Annotated in this window: 18 protein-coding genes; 8 read left to right on the top strand and 10 right to left on the bottom strand. The window is 73.0% G+C overall.

Features of this window, described 5'->3' with window-relative positions:
• Positions 1–12 precede the first annotated feature (12 nt).
• Together AC07EG_RS11430 and AC07EG_RS11425 are read left to right on the top strand one after the other, a co-directional pair.
• A complete protein-coding gene (locus tag AC07EG_RS11430; RefSeq protein WP_478252951.1) occupies positions 13–996 on the top strand; it encodes a Gfo/Idh/MocA family protein in 984 nt (327 codons plus the stop codon).
• Entirely contained in the window at positions 986–2,092 is a 1,107-nt protein-coding gene (locus AC07EG_RS11425) for a zinc-dependent alcohol dehydrogenase (RefSeq protein WP_478252950.1), read from the top strand. Before AC07EG_RS11430 ends, AC07EG_RS11425 begins: the two co-directional genes overlap by 11 nt.
• Here the strand turns inward: AC07EG_RS11425 and AC07EG_RS11420 are convergent.
• The 4 genes from AC07EG_RS11420 to AC07EG_RS11405 all read right to left on the bottom strand — a co-directional run bounded on the left by AC07EG_RS11420 (position 2,070) and on the right by AC07EG_RS11405 (position 5,092).
• Complete coding sequence (locus AC07EG_RS11420; RefSeq protein ID WP_478252949.1) at positions 2,070–3,263, bottom strand: glycosyltransferase; 1,194 nt, start codon at positions 3,261–3,263, stop codon at positions 2,070–2,072. The two genes, AC07EG_RS11425 and AC07EG_RS11420, sit on opposite strands and share 23 nt — an antisense overlap.
• On the bottom strand, positions 3,260–4,225 hold the full coding sequence (locus AC07EG_RS11415) for a glucosyl-3-phosphoglycerate synthase (protein WP_478252948.1): 966 nt from the start codon (positions 4,223–4,225) through the stop codon (positions 3,260–3,262). Before AC07EG_RS11415 ends, AC07EG_RS11420 begins: the two co-directional genes overlap by 4 nt.
• A 30-nt stretch (positions 4,226–4,255) precedes the next feature.
• The gene (locus AC07EG_RS11410; protein ID WP_478252947.1) at positions 4,256–4,630 is read right to left on the bottom strand and encodes a hypothetical protein; all 375 of its coding nucleotides are present in this window, start codon (positions 4,628–4,630) and stop codon (positions 4,256–4,258) included.
• Positions 4,631–4,957: 327 nt separating this feature from the next.
• Positions 4,958–5,092 (bottom strand): hypothetical protein, encoded by a 135-nt coding sequence (locus tag AC07EG_RS11405; RefSeq protein WP_478252946.1) that lies wholly within the window; start codon positions 5,090–5,092, stop codon positions 4,958–4,960.
• 224 nt (positions 5,093–5,316) lie between these two features.
• Between AC07EG_RS11405 and AC07EG_RS11400 the strand changes: the two genes are divergently transcribed.
• Positions 5,317–5,640 (top strand): hypothetical protein, encoded by a 324-nt coding sequence (locus AC07EG_RS11400; RefSeq protein ID WP_478252945.1) that lies wholly within the window; start codon positions 5,317–5,319, stop codon positions 5,638–5,640.
• 5 nt (positions 5,641–5,645) lie between these two features.
• Here the strand turns inward: AC07EG_RS11400 and AC07EG_RS11395 are convergent, their stop codons facing one another.
• The 3 genes from AC07EG_RS11395 to AC07EG_RS11385 all read right to left on the bottom strand — a co-directional run bounded on the left by AC07EG_RS11395 (position 5,646) and on the right by AC07EG_RS11385 (position 7,702).
• Positions 5,646–6,011 (bottom strand): RNA-binding S4 domain-containing protein, encoded by a 366-nt coding sequence (locus AC07EG_RS11395; RefSeq protein WP_478252944.1) that lies wholly within the window; start codon positions 6,009–6,011, stop codon positions 5,646–5,648.
• 4 nt (positions 6,012–6,015) lie between these two features.
• Entirely contained in the window at positions 6,016–7,056 is a 1,041-nt protein-coding gene (locus AC07EG_RS11390) for a nucleoside hydrolase (RefSeq protein WP_478252943.1), read from the bottom strand.
• Positions 7,057–7,249: 193 nt separating this feature from the next.
• Positions 7,250–7,702: a hypothetical protein gene (locus AC07EG_RS11385; protein WP_478252942.1), complete on the bottom strand. Its 453-nt coding sequence runs from the start codon at positions 7,700–7,702 to the stop codon at positions 7,250–7,252.
• A gap of 194 nt (positions 7,703–7,896) precedes the next feature.
• On the opposite strand from AC07EG_RS11385, the gene AC07EG_RS11380 reads away from it, so the two are divergent.
• The gene (locus AC07EG_RS11380; protein ID WP_478252941.1) at positions 7,897–8,376 is read left to right on the top strand and encodes a cupin domain-containing protein; all 480 of its coding nucleotides are present in this window, start codon (positions 7,897–7,899) and stop codon (positions 8,374–8,376) included.
• A 205-nt stretch (positions 8,377–8,581) separates the two neighbouring features.
• Positions 8,582–8,737 (top strand): DUF6131 family protein, encoded by a 156-nt coding sequence (locus AC07EG_RS11375; RefSeq protein WP_194240158.1) that lies wholly within the window; start codon positions 8,582–8,584, stop codon positions 8,735–8,737.
• Positions 8,738–8,768: 31 nt separating this feature from the next.
• Here the strand turns inward: AC07EG_RS11375 and AC07EG_RS11370 are convergent, their stop codons facing one another.
• Both AC07EG_RS11370 and AC07EG_RS11365 read right to left on the bottom strand, forming a co-directional pair.
• Positions 8,769–9,080: a hypothetical protein gene (locus AC07EG_RS11370; protein ID WP_478252940.1), complete on the bottom strand. Its 312-nt coding sequence runs from the start codon at positions 9,078–9,080 to the stop codon at positions 8,769–8,771.
• A 94-nt stretch (positions 9,081–9,174) separates the two neighbouring features.
• Complete coding sequence (locus AC07EG_RS11365; RefSeq protein ID WP_478252939.1) at positions 9,175–10,074, bottom strand: TIGR03564 family F420-dependent LLM class oxidoreductase; 900 nt, start codon at positions 10,072–10,074, stop codon at positions 9,175–9,177.
• An 86-nt stretch (positions 10,075–10,160) separates the two neighbouring features.
• On the opposite strand from AC07EG_RS11365, the gene AC07EG_RS11360 reads away from it, so the two are divergent.
• Positions 10,161–11,012 (top strand): LysR family transcriptional regulator, encoded by an 852-nt coding sequence (locus AC07EG_RS11360; protein ID WP_478252938.1) that lies wholly within the window; start codon positions 10,161–10,163, stop codon positions 11,010–11,012.
• On the opposite strand, the gene AC07EG_RS11355 is transcribed toward AC07EG_RS11360, so the two are convergent.
• The gene (locus tag AC07EG_RS11355; protein ID WP_478252937.1) at positions 10,984–14,004 is read right to left on the bottom strand and encodes a BTAD domain-containing putative transcriptional regulator; all 3,021 of its coding nucleotides are present in this window, start codon (positions 14,002–14,004) and stop codon (positions 10,984–10,986) included. The genes AC07EG_RS11360 and AC07EG_RS11355 overlap by 29 nt on opposite strands.
• Before the next feature lie 71 nt (positions 14,005–14,075).
• Between AC07EG_RS11355 and AC07EG_RS11350 the strand changes: the two genes are divergently transcribed.
• A complete protein-coding gene (locus tag AC07EG_RS11350; protein WP_478252936.1) occupies positions 14,076–14,933 on the top strand; it encodes an alpha/beta fold hydrolase in 858 nt (285 codons plus the stop codon).
• 266 nt (positions 14,934–15,199) lie between these two features.
• Positions 15,200–15,628: a nitroreductase/quinone reductase family protein gene (locus AC07EG_RS11345; protein ID WP_478252935.1), complete on the top strand. Its 429-nt coding sequence runs from the start codon at positions 15,200–15,202 to the stop codon at positions 15,626–15,628.
• Positions 15,629–15,697: the final 69 nt, after the last annotated feature.

Below are 15,697 nucleotides of genomic sequence, written 5' to 3'. Positions count from 1 at the left end.
TATTCCCCGGGTATGGCCGCTTGCCGGATCGGGTTTGTCGGAGCGGGCGGGGTCGCCCGGCGTCATGCGGAAACACTCAGCGGGTTCACGGACGTGGAACTGGTCGCGGTCACCGACGTCGACCGAGATCGGGCGGCCGAGTTCGCGGCGCTGCACGGCGCCCGCGCGGTGCCCGGCGTCGCGGAACTGATCGACTCGGGCCTGGACGCGGTCTACGTCTGCGTGCCGCCGTGGTGCCACGGCGCACCGGAGGAGGCCGTGGCCGCCGCCGGTCTGGGGCTGTTCGTGGAAAAACCGGTCGGCCTCGGCGCCGAGGACGCGGCACGCACCGCGCGCCTGATCGCCGACGCCGGGCTGGTCACCGCGGTCGGCCACCACTGGCGGTACTCCCAGGGCGTGCAGCTGGCGCAGCAGGTGCTGCGGGACCGGCCGGTGCGGCTGGCCGTTGGTGCCTGGCTGGACAAGGTGCCGCCGGTGCCGTGGTGGGCGCGGCGCGCCCAGTCCGGTGGCCAGGTCATCGAGCAGGCCATCCACGTGCTGGACCTGGCCCGGCTGCTGATCGGTGAGGTGACCGCGGTGCACGCGCTCGCCGACGCCGATCCGCCGGGGGTGCCGGGCGCCGACATCGACGGGGCCACGGTGGCGAACCTGCGCTTCGCCGGTGGCGCGGTCGGCACGCTCGCGGCGACCTGCCTGCTCGGCTGGAAGCACCGGGCCGGGCTGGAGGTCTACGCCGGCGACCTGGCGATCTCGGTCACCGAAGGCGAACTGCTGCTGCGCGACGGGGCGAACGAGCCGGAGACCCGGTTGCTCGACCCCGACGCGGCGAAGCGGGCCGCCGACCGCGCCTTCATCGACGCCGTGCTGGGCCTCGGTGACGACATCCGCACCCCGTACGAAGACGCCCTGCGCACGCACCGGCTCGCCTGCGCGATCGCCGATTCGGCCGCCAGGGGCGTGCCGGTGGAACTGGAGGCGCCCAACCATGCCTGCTGAGCGGATGCTGGTGGTGGACCAGCCGGGCCGGGTCCAGCTGTGCCCGGTGGAGCACCCGGATCGACCGGCGGAGGGCACCTTCGACCTGGAAACCGTCTACAGCGGACTTTCCGCGGGCACCGAACTGGCCTTCGTCAAGGGCACCCACCCGAACCTCCGCCACGGCTGGGACGCCGAGCTGGGCCTGTTCGGCGGCGACCCCGCGCCCGCCGCCTTCCCGGTGCGGCAATGGGGCTACATGCAGGTCGGCCGGATCACGGCGAGCCGCGTCCCGGCGTTCGAGCCGGACACGCTGGTGGCGATGACCTACGGCCACCGCTCGCACCACCGGGCCGATCCGCTGGCCGAGCGCGTGGTGCCGCTGCCGCCGGACCTGGACCCGCTGCTCGGCATCTACGTCGCGCACATGGGTCCCATCTGCGCCAACGGCCTGCTCCACGCGGCCGCCGAACTGCACGGCACCGGCGTCCGCTCCCTCGGCGACGGGGTGGCCGGGTTGCGCGTCGCGGTCACCGGCGCCGGTGTGGTCGGCTTGCTGACCGCGTTGTTCGCCCGGCACCACGGCGCCGCCGAGGTGGTGGTCGTCGATCCGACCCCGGAACGACGGCAGGCCGCGGAAGAGCTCGGCCTGGAAACCCTCGACCCCGGCACCGGGGACGTGCCGGTGCGGCTGAAGACCCGGTGGCGGCACCGGCCCGGCGACCGGGGTGCCGATCTGGTGTTCCAGTGCCGTGGTCAGGCGGACACCCTCGGCCTCGCGCTGCGCCTGCTGCGGCCGCAGGGCACCGTCATCGACCTCGCGTTCTACCAGAGCGGGGCGGAGGCGCTGCGGCTCGGCGAGGAGTTCCACCACAACGGTCTCGGCCTGCGCTGCGCCCAGATCGGGCGGATGCCGCGCGGGCTGGCGCACTCGTGGGACCGCGAACGCCTGTCCGCCGAGACGATCGCGTTGCTGCGGGCGGAAGGCACGGCGATCCGCGAGCACCTGATCACCGACCTGGTGCCGTTCGGCCAGGCCCCGGCGTTGTTCGCCGAGCTGGCCGAACGGCGACGGCACGTGCTTCAGGCGGTGTTCACGTTTTCAACGCCGGAGTGAGCCCGTTCCTGCGGTGCGCCACCGACTCCAGGCCCAGCACGGTTTCGTAGAGCGCCAGGTACCGCTCGGCCATCACCGCCGGGGTGAACCGGGTGGCGGCGGCCCGGCGGCAGGCCGCGGGGTCGAGTTCGCCCGCCCGGTTCAGCGCGTCGGCCAGCCCGTCCTCGTCACCGCGGTCGACGAGCAGTCCCGTGCTGCCTTCGTCGACGAGTTCGGGCAGGCAGCCGCGCCGGTAGCCGATCACCGGCGTGCCCAGCGCGAGTGACTCCACCACCGCGGTCCCGCCGGGTTCTTCCCAGTGCAACGGGAAAACGCAGGCACGTGCCCTGGCCACGAGCGCGTCGCGCTCGGTGGCGCGCAGCGAGCCGATCCAGCGGACCCGCCGCCCGTCCACGTGCGGGCGCACCTCGTCGCACCAGTAGCGGACGTCGGGGTTGCGGGCGGTTTCCGGATCGCCCGCCAGCGCCCGCTCCAGCGCCGCCACCGAGTGGAACGGCCCGATCGGCCCGGCCAGCACCACTTCGGCGTCGATCCGGTCCGCCAGCCGCGCGGCCACGTGCTGGCCCTTGCCCGGGGTGACGCGCCCGAGCACCACCACGTAGTTCTCCTTCGGCGGGGTTTCCCGGCGATCGGCGCGCTCGGCCAGCGGGGTGGACAGGTGGACGTGGCCGAGGCTGTGCGCCCGCAACGCCGGTGGCGCACCGGCCAGCTGGGCCGCGGACACCCCGTTGACGTGGATCCGGCCGTACCCGTTGAACTCCCCGTAGAAGCTCGGGTGCTTGGCGAGGTCCCAGTGCAGCGTGTGCAGCACCGGCGGCCCGGCCTCGCCCAGCGAACCCAGCATCGCCGGGCCGACCACCTCGACGTGGTCGTGCACCAGGTCGAGGTCGTCTCGGCCACGCAGTTCCTCGACCACCCGGCGCATGTGCGTCATGCCGGTGCCCATCGCCCGGTTGTACGGCCGGAGCAGCTGGCCGAACTGGGGCTCGTCGTAGGCGGTGACGCGTTCGTCGGTCTCCAGCGTGCTCGCGCCGATGGAGGCGAGCACCACGTGCACCCCGCGCCGCCGCAGTTCCGGTACCAGTGCGGCGACGATGTTCTCGATCCCGCCGTAGCCGTCCGGCGGCACCGGGAGCCACGGGCCGGCGTTGATCAGCACCCGGATGCTCATGCCCGGCTCCAGCTGGTTCCGGCGCGGAGCGTGGCCAGCGGTGGCCGTTCCGGCAGGGTGATCTCGGTGGCCACCACCTCGCGGACGTCGCCGTGCGGCCCGGCGCGGTGCCGGAACTGGTTGAGCCGCGCGGGCGGGGTGACCGGGGCCACCCCGCGCCCGGCGCGTTCCAGCCGGTCGAACACGGTCAGCATGATCTGCGCCGACATCCGGCCCAGCGCCTCGATGTCCTGGTGGCGGTGGCGCCGCTGGCCGAGGTCGACCTGCGCCATCGCGCCGAGCCCGAGCACCTCGAACAGGTCGATCAGCAGCGCGATGTCCACGCCGTAGTGGGAGACGAACGGCACCGCCTCGAGCGCGGACCGCCGTCCGGCGTACTCACCCGCCAGCGGTTGCACGAAGCCGGACAGCTCCGGCCAGCAGAGGTTGAGCAGCGGGCGGGCGACCAGTTCGGTGACCCGGCCGCCGCCGTCCGGTTCGCTCCGGTTGCCGTGCACCAGCGGGCGGCGGTAGAAGCCCTTGACGAAGGCGGTCGCCGGTTCGGTCAGCAGCGGGCCGAGCAGGCCGGTGACGAACTCCGGCGGGCAGCCGACGAGGTCGGCGTCGATGAACGCCACCAGCTCGCCTTCGGTGGCGTAGAGCCCCTTCCACATGGCCTCGCCCTTGCCGGTCAGCGGTGGCAGGTGGCCGAGCACCTCGGCCTGGTGCACCACCCGCGCCCCGGCCGCCGCGGCGACCTCGGCGGTGGCGTCGGCCGAACAGGAGTCCACCACCACGACCTCGTCGACCAGTTCGTGGCGGCGCACCATCGACACGATGGCACCGACCGTGGCCGCCTCGTTGCAGGCGGGCAGCACCACGCTGACCGTGGTGCTGCCCTTGGCGGCTCTCAGTTGCCGCATCGGCCAATCGCCCGCTCTCGCCGTGGTACCGACCGGCTCCGACTGTGGGATCGACAACATCGAGACCACCCTCCCGGGGCTGATGTGGGTTTATCGTCCTCTGTGGACAGCTATGGCGCAGGCGGCGGCGTCGTCGTGACCGGCCTCGTCCCGCACGCGCAGCAGTTCGGCGGCCGTGGTCGCGGCGAGCGCGGTGCGGACCGCGGCCGAGGCGCGGCACACCACCAGTTCCCCGTGCTGTTCGGCGCAGAGCAGTTCGCGGATGCCCGCCGGGTCGAGCGCGGCCGCCCCGGCCAGGTCCAGCAGCACCAGGCGCGGGACCGGGGCCGACCACGCCGCCTCGATCGACGCGCGCAGCCCGGCCGTGCTGCCTTCGGTCAGCGGCCCGGTGACCACCACCGTTTTCAGGGTGTCCTCGACCCCCGCGGTGTGCACGCGCAGGGCGACGGCGAAGTCGGGGTTCACGGGGGATTCCCTTCGAAGCGACGGGACCCTCTCGATTACCCCACCTGAACCGGTTCAACCACCGCTGGTGGACGAAAGAAATAGTCCCGCTTCGCCTCAAGGATCGGGGGGCTCCGAAGCGAAGCGGGAGTCGAAGGCCGGCCCGGGGGTCGCCTCGCGGCGAGTGGCACGACGCGGCTCCAGCCCATCCTGGTATTCCGCGAAGGCGAGGGGTGAGGCCCGGGGACTCCACTCGGACCGGCACCCAGTACAACGTTCCGCCGCTCCCGGTGTTCCGGACGGCGGGGTGACCTGCGCCTCAGCGCCGGAACAACGCGGAGAGCCGGGTCAGGCGCTTCGCCGGGCGCCGGTGACGATGGCCACCGCCAAGTCGAGGGGTACCAGTTCCGGCACCGGCACGCTGTCGATGTCCGCGCGCCACTGCGCCAGCAGCCGCTCCACCACGGTGTCTGCCTGCATCACCCACACGCCTCGCACTAGTCGTCTCGGTGCGGTAAGTCGCCGGGACGGGCGCGCGCGTTAACACCGATTCGCCGGCCGGTGAGCACGGTCACCGCCCGAACAGCCGCCCGGGGTAACCCGTTCGGGCGGGGTCCATTCGCACCACGACGGAGCCCGATCGGCGGGCTAGGCTGCAACCGCGTCGTCAGTGTCGCAAATGGACTGCCGCCGGGAGTGGATGCCTGATGACACCGCGGAACACCACGATGCTCTCGGCCTGCCTCGACCGGGAGATCCCCTATCCGGAGGCGGTGGCCATCGCCCGCCGGATGCACGGGGCCGAGCTGATCGCCATCGCCGTGCGCGGCAGCCTGCTCGGCATCGCCAACCACACCCGGCTCACCCCGTACCCCGCGCTGGAGGTGGCCGGGGAGGCCTTTGTGGATGGGCTGGCCGAGGCCGGTTACACGGTGCGCTCGTGGCACTCGATCGAATGGCTCTCCGGCCTCGAAGCCGAACTGCGCCGGACGGGTGACCAGTACCTGGACTGGCACCCGATGGCCGCCTGAGCAGCTCAGAAGCCGCCGGCGCGGAACCTGTCCAGGACGCGGCGTTCGCGTTTGGTGGGGCGCCCGGCACCGCGGTCGCGGCGGGCCACCGGGATGGCGGCTTCCGGTGGTGGGGCGGGGGTGCGGTCGATGAAGCAGGTGGCGGCGTCCGCGGCCCCGACGCGCTTCTGGATCACCCGCACCACCTCGACGATGCGCGTCCGGTCACCGACGCGGGCCCGGACCTCGTCCCCCGGTGACACCGTGGTGGCCGGCTTGGCCGGTTTGTCGTTCACGCGCACGTGCCCGCCCCGGCAGGCCGCCGCGGCGTCCGGGCGGGTCTTGGTCAGCCGGACCGCCCACAGCCAGCGGTCCACTCGGGTGGACTCCACCGCCTCATTCTGCCCTACCGTTCAGCCCGTCCAGGAACGCCTGTTCGAAGCGCACCGGGTCGGCGCCGAAGGCGGCCACCAGCCGGTCGCCCCCGGCCCGCGGCGCGGTGCGGCCGGACTGCTCGCCGTGCCGCACCACCACGACCGCGGTCTTCCGCACGTCGGTGACCACTCCCCGGTCGCCGAACCCCCACACCGCGGCCAGCGCGTCCCACCAGTAGAAGTACCCCAGCGCGATGCCGTCCCGCATGATCGGCTGGGTCATGATCGAGTGCACGATCCGCGCGCTCGGCGTCGCGGCTTCGGCCCCGAGCCGGTCCACGTACGCCTGGGTGATCGGCACGTCGTTCGTCGCGTCGAGCGGGGTGAGCCGGACCGGCAGGGTACCGAAGACCGAACTCGCCGATGGCGGGTCCAGCCAGATGTTGAGCTCCTGGCTGTTGTCGAAGCCGGGCAGCGCCTCGCCGAAGAGGTTGCCGGGCACGTGCACCGCCCCGCCCATCACGTGCGTGACCGAGACCTTCCCGGCGAGCGGGCTGCCCGGCGGCACGGCCTTCGCCAGATTGCTCAGCGGGCCGGTGACCAGCACGGACACCTTGCCGCGGGCCTCGGCAAGCGTTTGCGCGATCAGCTGCGCGGCGGTCAGCCGCGCCGGTGGCGGGGTGAGCCCGGCGTCACCGAGCGCGCCGGTGAGCACCTCCTCCATGTCGCGCACGGTGGACGCGGGCGCGGGGTGCACGCCGGTGTCCGAGCCGTCGGCCACCGGGACACCGGGCAGCCCGCACCGGCCGAGCACGCTCAGCGCGTGCTGCCGGGCCCGTCCCGGGGTGCCGAACCCGTTGTTGGTGACGGTGACCGCCCGCAGCTCGATCCGCTTCCGCTGGTGCTGCACGCACAGGTAGGCCAGCGTCGAGGCGTCGTCGACGTCGAGATCGCTGTCGTAGACGACCGGCGTCGGCCGTGGTGGCGCAGCCGCGTGGGCGGGCGGGATCAGCAGCGCGGTGGCGGCGAGGACGGAGGCGAGGGCGAGCAGGGCGTTGCGCATCGAAGTCTCCCCGGGAGAGCCGATCAGGCCACGACCACCAGCCTAGGGCTCCGGACACAGAAACGCCGACGGCCCGTGGCCGCCGGCGTTCCCTCTCCGCAGACAAGTTCCCGGTCCGCCCCAGCCGGACCTGGTGATCAATTACCCGGCTACCGCCCCGTCAAACCATCGTGTCACCAAACTGTGACCTAGGTCACATGGATGAGCGGCGCGGGCGCAGCACGTGCACCTCGGCGTTGCGCTCTTCTTCGGTGACCGGGATCCGGAGCCGGACGTTGGCCCAGAAGGTGGTGCGCTCGCCGTCGCGGCTGATGCCCCACGCGAGGGTGCAGCTGTTGAGCACCTTCCAGCTCTCCGGGCTGGGCGCGGTGCCCGGCGGGATCCCCTCCCGCCCGGTGCGCACCTCCACCCGCAGCTGCGGCTCGGCCGCGGCGAACGGGCTGATCACCGCGTGCACCTCACCGGGGAGCCGTCCGTTGCCGAGCGCGATCACCGCGAGTTCGTCGGCCACCAGCATGGTGTCGATCACCGAATCACGGCCGTAGGGGCGGACCAGTTCCCGGATCGCGCCACGCACCCCGGCCAGATCGTTGACGTCGGTCAGCAAGTGCGAGGACTGCAGCTCGTTCCCGTCGGGGACCGCCATGAACGTCACCTCCGCTAGGGGTCAACGTCGGTGACGCGGTGTTACCCCGATCAGGGGATGAGCAAACCCCCGGACCCGTCCTCGACCACCTTGACCACATCTACCCGGTCATTCTGCGGCACGCGGCCCGGTTTCTCCCCGGTCCGGCGGGGATCAACACCGGATCGAGGTGCCGACTGCGCTTAGATGGCAGCATGAGCGAAGAAATCGTGCTGGGTCCGCTGCCCAAGGGGATCACCCTGGCGGGCGAAGCCATGGGCAGCCGGGTGTGGAACGTGCTGGGCCACCGGTACGCGATGAAGTCGGCCGCCGAGTCCAGCTTCGCCTTCGAGACCTTCGACCCGCCGGGCACCGGGGTGCCGCCGCACGTGCACCCCACCCAGGACGAGCACATCTACGTCCTGGAGGGCGTGTTCACCCTCTACCTGGACGGCGAGTGGCTGACCGCGGGCCCCGGCGACACCGTGCGGATGCCGAAGAACCTGCCGCACGCCTACTACAACCGGAGCGAGGCGCCGACGCGCGGGTTGTTCTGGGTGAGCCCCGCCGGACGGCTGGCGCAGCTGTTCGAGCGGCTGCACGACCTCACCGAGCTGGCCGAGGCGGTCCGGGTCTCGGCGGAGCACGACGTGCACTTCCTGCCGCCCGGTGAAGTCGGCGATCCGCCTGCCTGAGCCGGTCCGCCTCCGGCATTCGGTCGCGCCGCCTGGTCCGTTCGGCCGCGTGTTCGACGAATTCGTTCAGTAATTCCCCGGACACAATTCGCGACGCCGAACCGAGATCATCCGATCGGGTTTATCGATGGCGGGTGCGGGTTACCCCGAACCAGCCCGCGCCACCGCAGGGCGGCGCAGATTTACCCACCTGGAGGCCAGTTAGATGATCGTTCTCGGCGTTATCCTGATTGTCATCGGTATCATCGCGAGCATTCCCGTGCTTTATTCGATCGGTATCGCGCTGGTGATCATCGGCGTGGTGCTGGCGGTACTCGGGCGCGCCGGCACCAAGGTCGGCGGCCGCAGCCACTGGTTCTAGGCAGAGCGTTGCCCGCGCCCCCGCCGCACGTTCACGTGCGGCGGGGGCGCAATGCGTAGGCGGGCACCAATTGATCCGGCAATTGCAGTTTGTCCCTGCGCCCATCGGCGTAGGCGAGGTCGAAATTGACCACGCCAAGCCAATCCCCCTTCACCGTCGGGAACCAGCCGTGCAACCGGCCGGGTACCTCCCCGCTGGTGTCCAGCCCGGTTTCCACCACGTGCTCCGGAGCGCCGGGAACGCGGACGTAGAGCGCGTCCAGGCGCACCCACACCGGGGTGAGCACCGGCACGCGGCCGTGCAGGTCATCACCCCGCCACCGGGTGTGCGGACTGACGATCACGGCAGCTCGGGGGCAGTCGGCTGTTCCATGTCCGGCAACATACTTCGCACGTACGTTCGATGTCCACTGTGGCCCCGGCGACACGCGGGCCGGGTCAGTTCCCCCCGGCCGCCCCGGTGGCGTCACCACGCGGGAACACCTGCGGCACCAGGTCGAGGGTGCGTTCCCGCTCGGCCGGGCTGCCCGCCGGGTTGACCACCAGATCGGTCACCCCGGCGTCGGCGAACCGCCGCAGTTCGGCGGCCACCGCCTCCTCGTCCCCGGCGACGACCGTGTCGGCCACGCCGGCCAGCCCGCCGCGGTCGAGCACGGCGCGGTAGGCGGGCAGTTCGTGGACGATCGCGAGTTCCTCGGCGTAGCTTTCCCGGACGCCGTCCGGATCGCTGGTGACCGAGACCGGCACCATCAGCACCACCCGCGCGCCGTCACCGAGGCGGGGCACCAGGTAGTCGGCGACCAGGCTCGGCCGCGCCCACAGCGCGATGGTGCCGTCGGCCAGCTCGCGGGTCACCTCCAGCATGCGGGGCCCGAGCGCGGCGACCAGCACCGGCGGTTCGGGCGCGGTGACCGCCAGCTGCGTGTCGACGGTGAAGAACCGCCCGCGGTGCTTGACGTGCTCACCGCGCAGCAGCGGCCGCAGCACTTCGAGGTATTCACGGGTGTGGCGCGCGGGCGCGTCGTAGGGCAGGCCCAACTGTCCGGTCATCACCAGTTCGTGGCTGGGGCCGATGCCCAGGGTGAACTTGCCGCCGGTGAGCGCCTGCGCGGTCAGCGCTTCGGTGGCCATCACCACCGGGTGGCGCGGGTAGGTCGGCACCACGGCGGTGCCCAGTTCCGGTGGCGAGTCCGCCACCGCGCCCAGCACGGCGATGGGGTCCCAGCCGCCGGGTGCCTGGTTGGTCCACCCGCTGTGGTACCCGCGTTTCCCGGCCTTCGCGGCTTCCGCGGGAACCGCCAGCGCGCCGAGGGTGGGGAGGTGTTGTCCGATCCGCATGCCCCCAGTCCAGCGCGGATCGGCCCGCGGATCGAGGGCCGGTTCACCCGTGCAGCGATAACATGGGGTGATCGATCGGAGGGTGGATGGAACTGCGGGCGTTGCGGTACTTCGTCACCGTCGCCGAGGAACTGCACTTCGGGCGCGCGGCCGAGCGGTTGAACATCGTGCAGCCCGCGGTCAGCCAGCAGATCGCCCGGCTGGAACGGGAACTGGGCACGCGGCTGCTCGACCGCACGTCGCGCTCGGTCCGGCTGACCGACGCCGGGCGCCGCGTGCTGTCCGCCGCGCGGGAGACCTTGAGCGCCGCCGACCGGGTGCGCGCGGTGGTGCACGAACCGAGCGACCTGGTGCGGATCGGGACCGCGGCCGGCCTCACCGCCCGGCTCGAACGCGGCATCGACGCGTTGCGCGAGCTGAACCCCGGTTTCGAACTGGTGCTCATCGACCTGCCGGTGACCGAGCGCGTGCGGGCCCTGCGGCGGGGTGAGCTGGACCTGGCGCTGGTGCGGGGCCCGGTTTCCGCGCCGGGGGTGCGGGCGCTGCCGGTGTGGTCGGAACCGTTGCACGCGGTGGTGTCCACCCGGCACCCGGCGGCGGAGCGGTCGAGCGTGTCCGTCGCGGAACTGGCCGAGCACGTGCTGCGGGCGCCGTCCGATCCCCCGCTGCACGCCGCGGTCACCGCGGCGCTGGGCACCGGCGTCCGGTTCGGCAGACCGGCGGGCACCGCGCAGGACACCGTCGTCGAGGTCGGCTCGGACCCGGGGAGCTGGGCGCTGATGCCGGCCACCGAAGTCGCCGCGATCGGCTCGACGCGCGTGCGCTTCCTCCCGCTCACCCCGCCGATCACCATCACCGGCCACCTCCTCACCCCGGACGACGAAGTCCCCCGGCAGTGCACGCACGCCATCATCTCCGCGTTCGAAGACGCGCGTTGAGCGCTTCGGCCTGTTCGAAGTGCTTCGCGGCGTCATCGGGGCGTCCCAATGCCTGAGCCAGTTCCCCGAGGTAACGCGCGACCGGGCCAAGGGTGAGCAGGCCGCTGCCCGCACCGGCGAGTTCCCCGGCGGCGGGCAGCAGTTCGGCGTAGAGCCGCGCCGTGACCGCCGTCTGCCCGCTTTGGCTGGCGTGCCGGGCGTGCAGGCAGGTGCGCGCCTCGAACAGCAGGTCCCGTGGTGAGTCCGGAGTGGACTGCCCGGAAACCCAGGGGTCGTACGGGCCGTAGTCGTCCACCGCTTCGCCGACGCCGAGCAGGGCCAACGCCAGGATGCCCGGTTCCAGCCCGGACATCCCGGTGCCGCCGAGCCGCGCCGCCGCCGCGCGGTAGGCCGTTCGCGCTTCGCCCGTGTGGCCGGTGATGGCCAGGCGCAGCGCGGCGTACCACTCGGTGAACACGCCGACCAGCGGGAGTTCGTAGCGCTCGGCGAGCCGGTCGGCCGCGGCGGCGTGCCGGTCGGCGGCGTCGAGGTCGGCCAGTGCCGCGCTGGCCTGGAGCTGGATGAGGTGCCCGAGCACCTCGAAGGTGACCAGGTCGTTCGCCGCGGACAGCTCGGCCAGTTCGGCACCGATGCGTGCCCGTTCCGGCGCGAGCCCGGCGCGGTGGAACGCCTGCAGGAAGCTCCCGTTGAGCGCCAAGGCCAGCAGGGCCGGGTCCCCCTGCGCACGAGCGATCCGCACGGCCTCCGCCGCGGCCTGCCCGCCCCGTCCGCCGGTGTCCGCGCGCCGTTCCATCGCGATGGTGATCAGCAGGCGGGCGCGTTCGGCGGCGAACTCCGCGGGCAGTCCGGCCAGCGCACGTTCCGCGGCTGCGACGAGCCGGGCCGAAAGCGCCTCGTCGTCGTTCGCCGTCCAGATCGCGGGGACGTCGAACGAGCCGAGCACCCGCGCGGTCAGCAGCGGGTCGCCGATCGCCTCGGCGTCGGTGACCGCCTCCGCCCGGAGTTGCCGCGCCCGCACCAGGTCCCCGGTCACGGCCAGTGCCCGGACCAGGCCCATCACCGCTTCCAGCCGGGCGCGGCCGCCGGTGCGGGCGGCCACCGCACGCCACCACCGCGCCGCCTCGTGCGGGGCCGGGCGGCGTTCGGCGAGTTCGGCCGCGGCACGGGCGTAGTGCGCGGCGCGGGCCGCGGTGGCCGCGCTGTCCGCGCGCACGAAGTGGTGGGCGATCGCGGCGACGTCGTCCGGGCGGCGTTGCTCCAGGATTTCGGCCACGGCGGCGTGCCAGCGCGAGCGACGGGCCCGCGAGGTGTCCTCGTACAGCGTTTCCCGCACCAGGGCGTGTTCGAACCGCACCCGGTCGGCGTCCGGCTCGACCAGGAATCCGGCGACCAGGGCCGCCTCGATCGACGCCAGCACCGCGTCCTCGTCCCCGGCCAGCGCGATCAGCACGTCGAGGTCGACCGTTTCGCCGAGCACCGCGGCCTGCCGGAGGTGCGTGGTGCCGGGCAGGCCGGACAGGCGGTGCCGGATGACGTCGCGGACACCGGCGGGCACGGTGTGCAGCCCGGCTTCGCCCTCGGCGTCCCAGAGCCGGACGAGTTCGCGGACGAAGAACGGGTTCCCGGCACTGCGCCGGTGGATCACCCGTGTGCTCTCCGCCGTCGGCGCACGACGGCCGACCGCCCGCACCAGCGCATCGACCTGCGGTTCGGTCAGCCCGCCGAGGTAGACGCGCACCGGCTCGGCGCGGGCCGCGCGCCCCAGCGCGTCGGTCAGCTCCGGGGCGATTTCGGTGGCGCGGTAGGTGCCGACGAGCAGTACCGGCCCGGCCTCCGGATCGGTGGCCAGCCCGGTGCACAACGCGAGCGTTTCCTCGTCGGCCCAGTGCAGGTCGTCGAAGACCAGCAGGGCCGGGGCCCGGCCCTGCTGGTTCTCGAGCTTCGCCAGGTACTCCCCGATCGCGCGCTGGCGGCGGAACCTCGCCACGGCGAGGTCGCCCGGCCCGGCCGGGAGGTCGGGGCTGGCACCCCACGCGGTGGTCCAGCCCATCGCGGCGAGCCGCCGGGTCAACGCCGTGGCCAGCGTGGTCTTGCCGGCTCCGGCGGCCCCCGAGAGCAGCACCAGCCGCGGCCGTCCCGCCGCCGCCGTGGCCACCGCGGTGCGCACCAGTTCGGCGAGTTCGCCGTCCCGGCCGACGAACGGCTCCGCCTCGACCGGCAGCACGGGTTCGTCCAGGTGCGGTGCCTGCGCGAGGACGTCGGCTTCGAGCTGCCGCAGTCCTTCACCGGGGTCCACGCCGAGTTCGGTGCGCAGGACTTCACGGGCCTGCCGCAACGCGGTCAGCGCGTCGCCCTGCCGCCCGGACCGGTAGAGCGCCAGGGCGAGCAGCCGCCAGCCGGGCTCACGCAACGGGTGCTCGGCGACGTGGGCACGCAGGTCGGGCACCGACGCGGCGGCCTGCCCGGAGGCGATCGCGGCTTCGGCACGGCGTTCGACGGCGAGCAACCGCAGTTCGGTCAGCCGGTCGGCCTCGGCTCGCGCCCAGCCCTGCTCGGCGAATTCCGCGTACGCGGGCCCGCGCCAGAGCGCGAGCGCGTCGTCGAGAACGACGCGTGCCCGCTCGGCCTGTCCGTCAGCGAGCAGCCGGGCGGATTCGCCGACCGCCGCCTCGAACCGCCACGCGTCCACCGCACCGGGCTCGGCGCGCAACGCGTAACCGGGTGACGCGGTCACCAGCAGCCGGGACGGGGTGCGTGGCGGCCGGTCCGGTTCCAGTGCCTTCCGCAGGGCGCCGACGAAGGTCTGCACCGCGCCGAGGGCCCCGTCCGGCGGTTCGTCCCACAAATCGCCGATCAGCCGGTCGACCGGCACGACCCGGCCCTTCGCGATCAGCAACCGGGCCAGCACGGCCTGGTGCCGCGGGCCCTTCAGGTCCAGCGGCCCGGCCGCGGTCTCGGCCGCCAGCGGGCCCAGCACCCGGAACCCCACCACAGCGACAACCTAACCGCCGCGCTGATCCGGCGCTGATCCGGTGCTGATCGGCCGCGCCCACGATCGGATGCATGATCCCTTCCTTCACCACCCACCGCGTCCCCGTCGCCGACGGCGTGGCGCTGCACACCGCGATCGGCGGTTCGGGCCGCCCCATCGTGCTGCTGCACGGCTTTCCCCAGACCCACCTGATGTGGCGGCACGTGGCCGCCGACCTCGCCGCCGACCACACGGTCATCTGCCCCGACCTGCGCGGGTACGGCGACAGCGACAAACCGGAGGGCGACTACGCCAAGCGCACCATGGCCGCCGACGTCGTCGCGCTGGCCGGGGCGCTGGGGCACGAGCGGTTCGCGCTGGCCGGGCACGACCGGGGTGCGCTGGTGGCCATCCGGGCCGGGCTCGACCACCCGGCGGCGATCACCCACCTGGCGTCCCTGGACGTGCTGCCCACGCTGGACACGTGGGAGGTCATGCGGGGCCGGTCGGCCGCGGTCGGCTTCCACCTGTACCTGATGGCGCAGCCGCCGGGACTGGCCGAGCAGCTGATCGGCAATTCGGCCGACGCCTTCTTCGGCCATTTCCTCGACCTGTGGGCGAACGACCCGTCGGCGATCCCGCCGGAGGTCCGCGCCGAGTACCTGCGGGCGAGCCGGGAAGCGGTGCCGTCGATCGTCGCCGACTACCGGGCCTCGGCCACCGTCGACGTCGAGCACGACGAAGCCGACCGGCAGGCCGGGCGACGGCTGACGATGCCGGTGACCGTGTTGCAGCAGGACTGGGGTGCCGCGCTCGGTTTCGACGCCGCCGCCCGCTGGCGGGCGTGGGCGCCGGACCTCGAACACCGGACGGTGTCGAGCGGGCACTTCATGGCCGAGGAGGATCCGTCGACCGTGGTCAAGGAGCTGCGGGCGCTGCTGGCGCGCTAGCGACGCTGGTCGGGCAGCGAGTATTCGGCCCCGGGCTCGCGGAAGAGGTTTTCGTGGGTGGCGCCGGGCGTGTCGGCGGCGAAGCCGTCGGTGGCCTGGTCGGCTTGCGGATGGCTGAACAGCGGATAACCCGCCGTGGTGGTGTTGACGGTGAAACTCCTTCGAATGCGCCGCGGGCTTCCGGGCCGGTCAGTTGCCGGGCGAATTCGGGAAGCGCTCTGCGAAGTGCGGCTGCCCCCACGGTAGCACGGCGTTAGGGTCGGGCCATGCCACACGACGTCACGCTGAAGCTGGTGAACCGCATCCACCGGGGTCTGCTGAAGGTCAGCGGCGGCCGGGTGGGCAGGCGGGTGGCCGGCATGCCGGTGCTGGAACTGATCACCGTCGGCCGCAGGTCCGGGCAGAAGCGGTCGGTGATGCTGACCGCTCCGGTGCACGACGGCGGCAAGTTCGTGGTGGTCGCCTCCCGCGGTGGCGACCACCGGCACCCGGCGTGGTTCCTGAACCTGCGTGACCACCCCGAGGTGGAGGTGGCCCTGCGCGGCGGACCGGCGAAACCGATGCGCGCCAGGGTCGCCACCGCCGGGGAACGCGCCGAACTCTGGCCGCGCATCACCGCCGGCTTCCGGAACTACCGCGCCTACCAGGACAAGACCTCGCGGGAGATTCCGCTGGTGCTGCTGGAGCCGCGGTAGTCCCGGCGGCGGTGCGCAGCCGCACCTCCGGCGACGTTGGTCACCGCGCTGCCGACCGCGTGCACCCAG

It is taken from the genome of Amycolatopsis sp. NPDC045836, assembly GCF_056431745.1.
Note: the sequence above shows the minus strand (reverse complement) of the source record. Positions and strands in the feature narration are given on the sequence as shown.

Coding starts and splice junctions, on each gene's coding strand:
- AC07EG_RS11430 (WP_478252951.1), top strand. CDS start 13: ATGGCCGCTTGCCGGATCGGGTTTGTCGGAGCGGGCGGGGTCGCCCGG.
- AC07EG_RS11425 (WP_478252950.1), top strand. CDS start 986: ATGCCTGCTGAGCGGATGCTGGTGGTGGACCAGCCGGGCCGGGTCCAG.
- AC07EG_RS11420 (WP_478252949.1), bottom strand. CDS start 3,263: ATGAGCATCCGGGTGCTGATCAACGCCGGCCCGTGGCTCCCGGTGCCG.
- AC07EG_RS11415 (WP_478252948.1), bottom strand. CDS start 4,225: ATGTTGTCGATCCCACAGTCGGAGCCGGTCGGTACCACGGCGAGAGCG.
- AC07EG_RS11400 (WP_478252945.1), top strand. CDS start 5,317: ATGACACCGCGGAACACCACGATGCTCTCGGCCTGCCTCGACCGGGAG.
- AC07EG_RS11390 (WP_478252943.1), bottom strand. CDS start 7,056: ATGCGCAACGCCCTGCTCGCCCTCGCCTCCGTCCTCGCCGCCACCGCG.
- AC07EG_RS11385 (WP_478252942.1), bottom strand. CDS start 7,702: ATGGCGGTCCCCGACGGGAACGAGCTGCAGTCCTCGCACTTGCTGACC.
- AC07EG_RS11380 (WP_478252941.1), top strand. CDS start 7,897: ATGAGCGAAGAAATCGTGCTGGGTCCGCTGCCCAAGGGGATCACCCTG.
- AC07EG_RS11375 (WP_194240158.1), top strand. CDS start 8,582: ATGATCGTTCTCGGCGTTATCCTGATTGTCATCGGTATCATCGCGAGC.
- AC07EG_RS11365 (WP_478252939.1), bottom strand. CDS start 10,074: ATGCGGATCGGACAACACCTCCCCACCCTCGGCGCGCTGGCGGTTCCC.
- AC07EG_RS11360 (WP_478252938.1), top strand. CDS start 10,161: ATGGAACTGCGGGCGTTGCGGTACTTCGTCACCGTCGCCGAGGAACTG.
- AC07EG_RS11350 (WP_478252936.1), top strand. CDS start 14,076: ATGATCCCTTCCTTCACCACCCACCGCGTCCCCGTCGCCGACGGCGTG.
- AC07EG_RS11345 (WP_478252935.1), top strand. CDS start 15,200: ATGCCACACGACGTCACGCTGAAGCTGGTGAACCGCATCCACCGGGGT.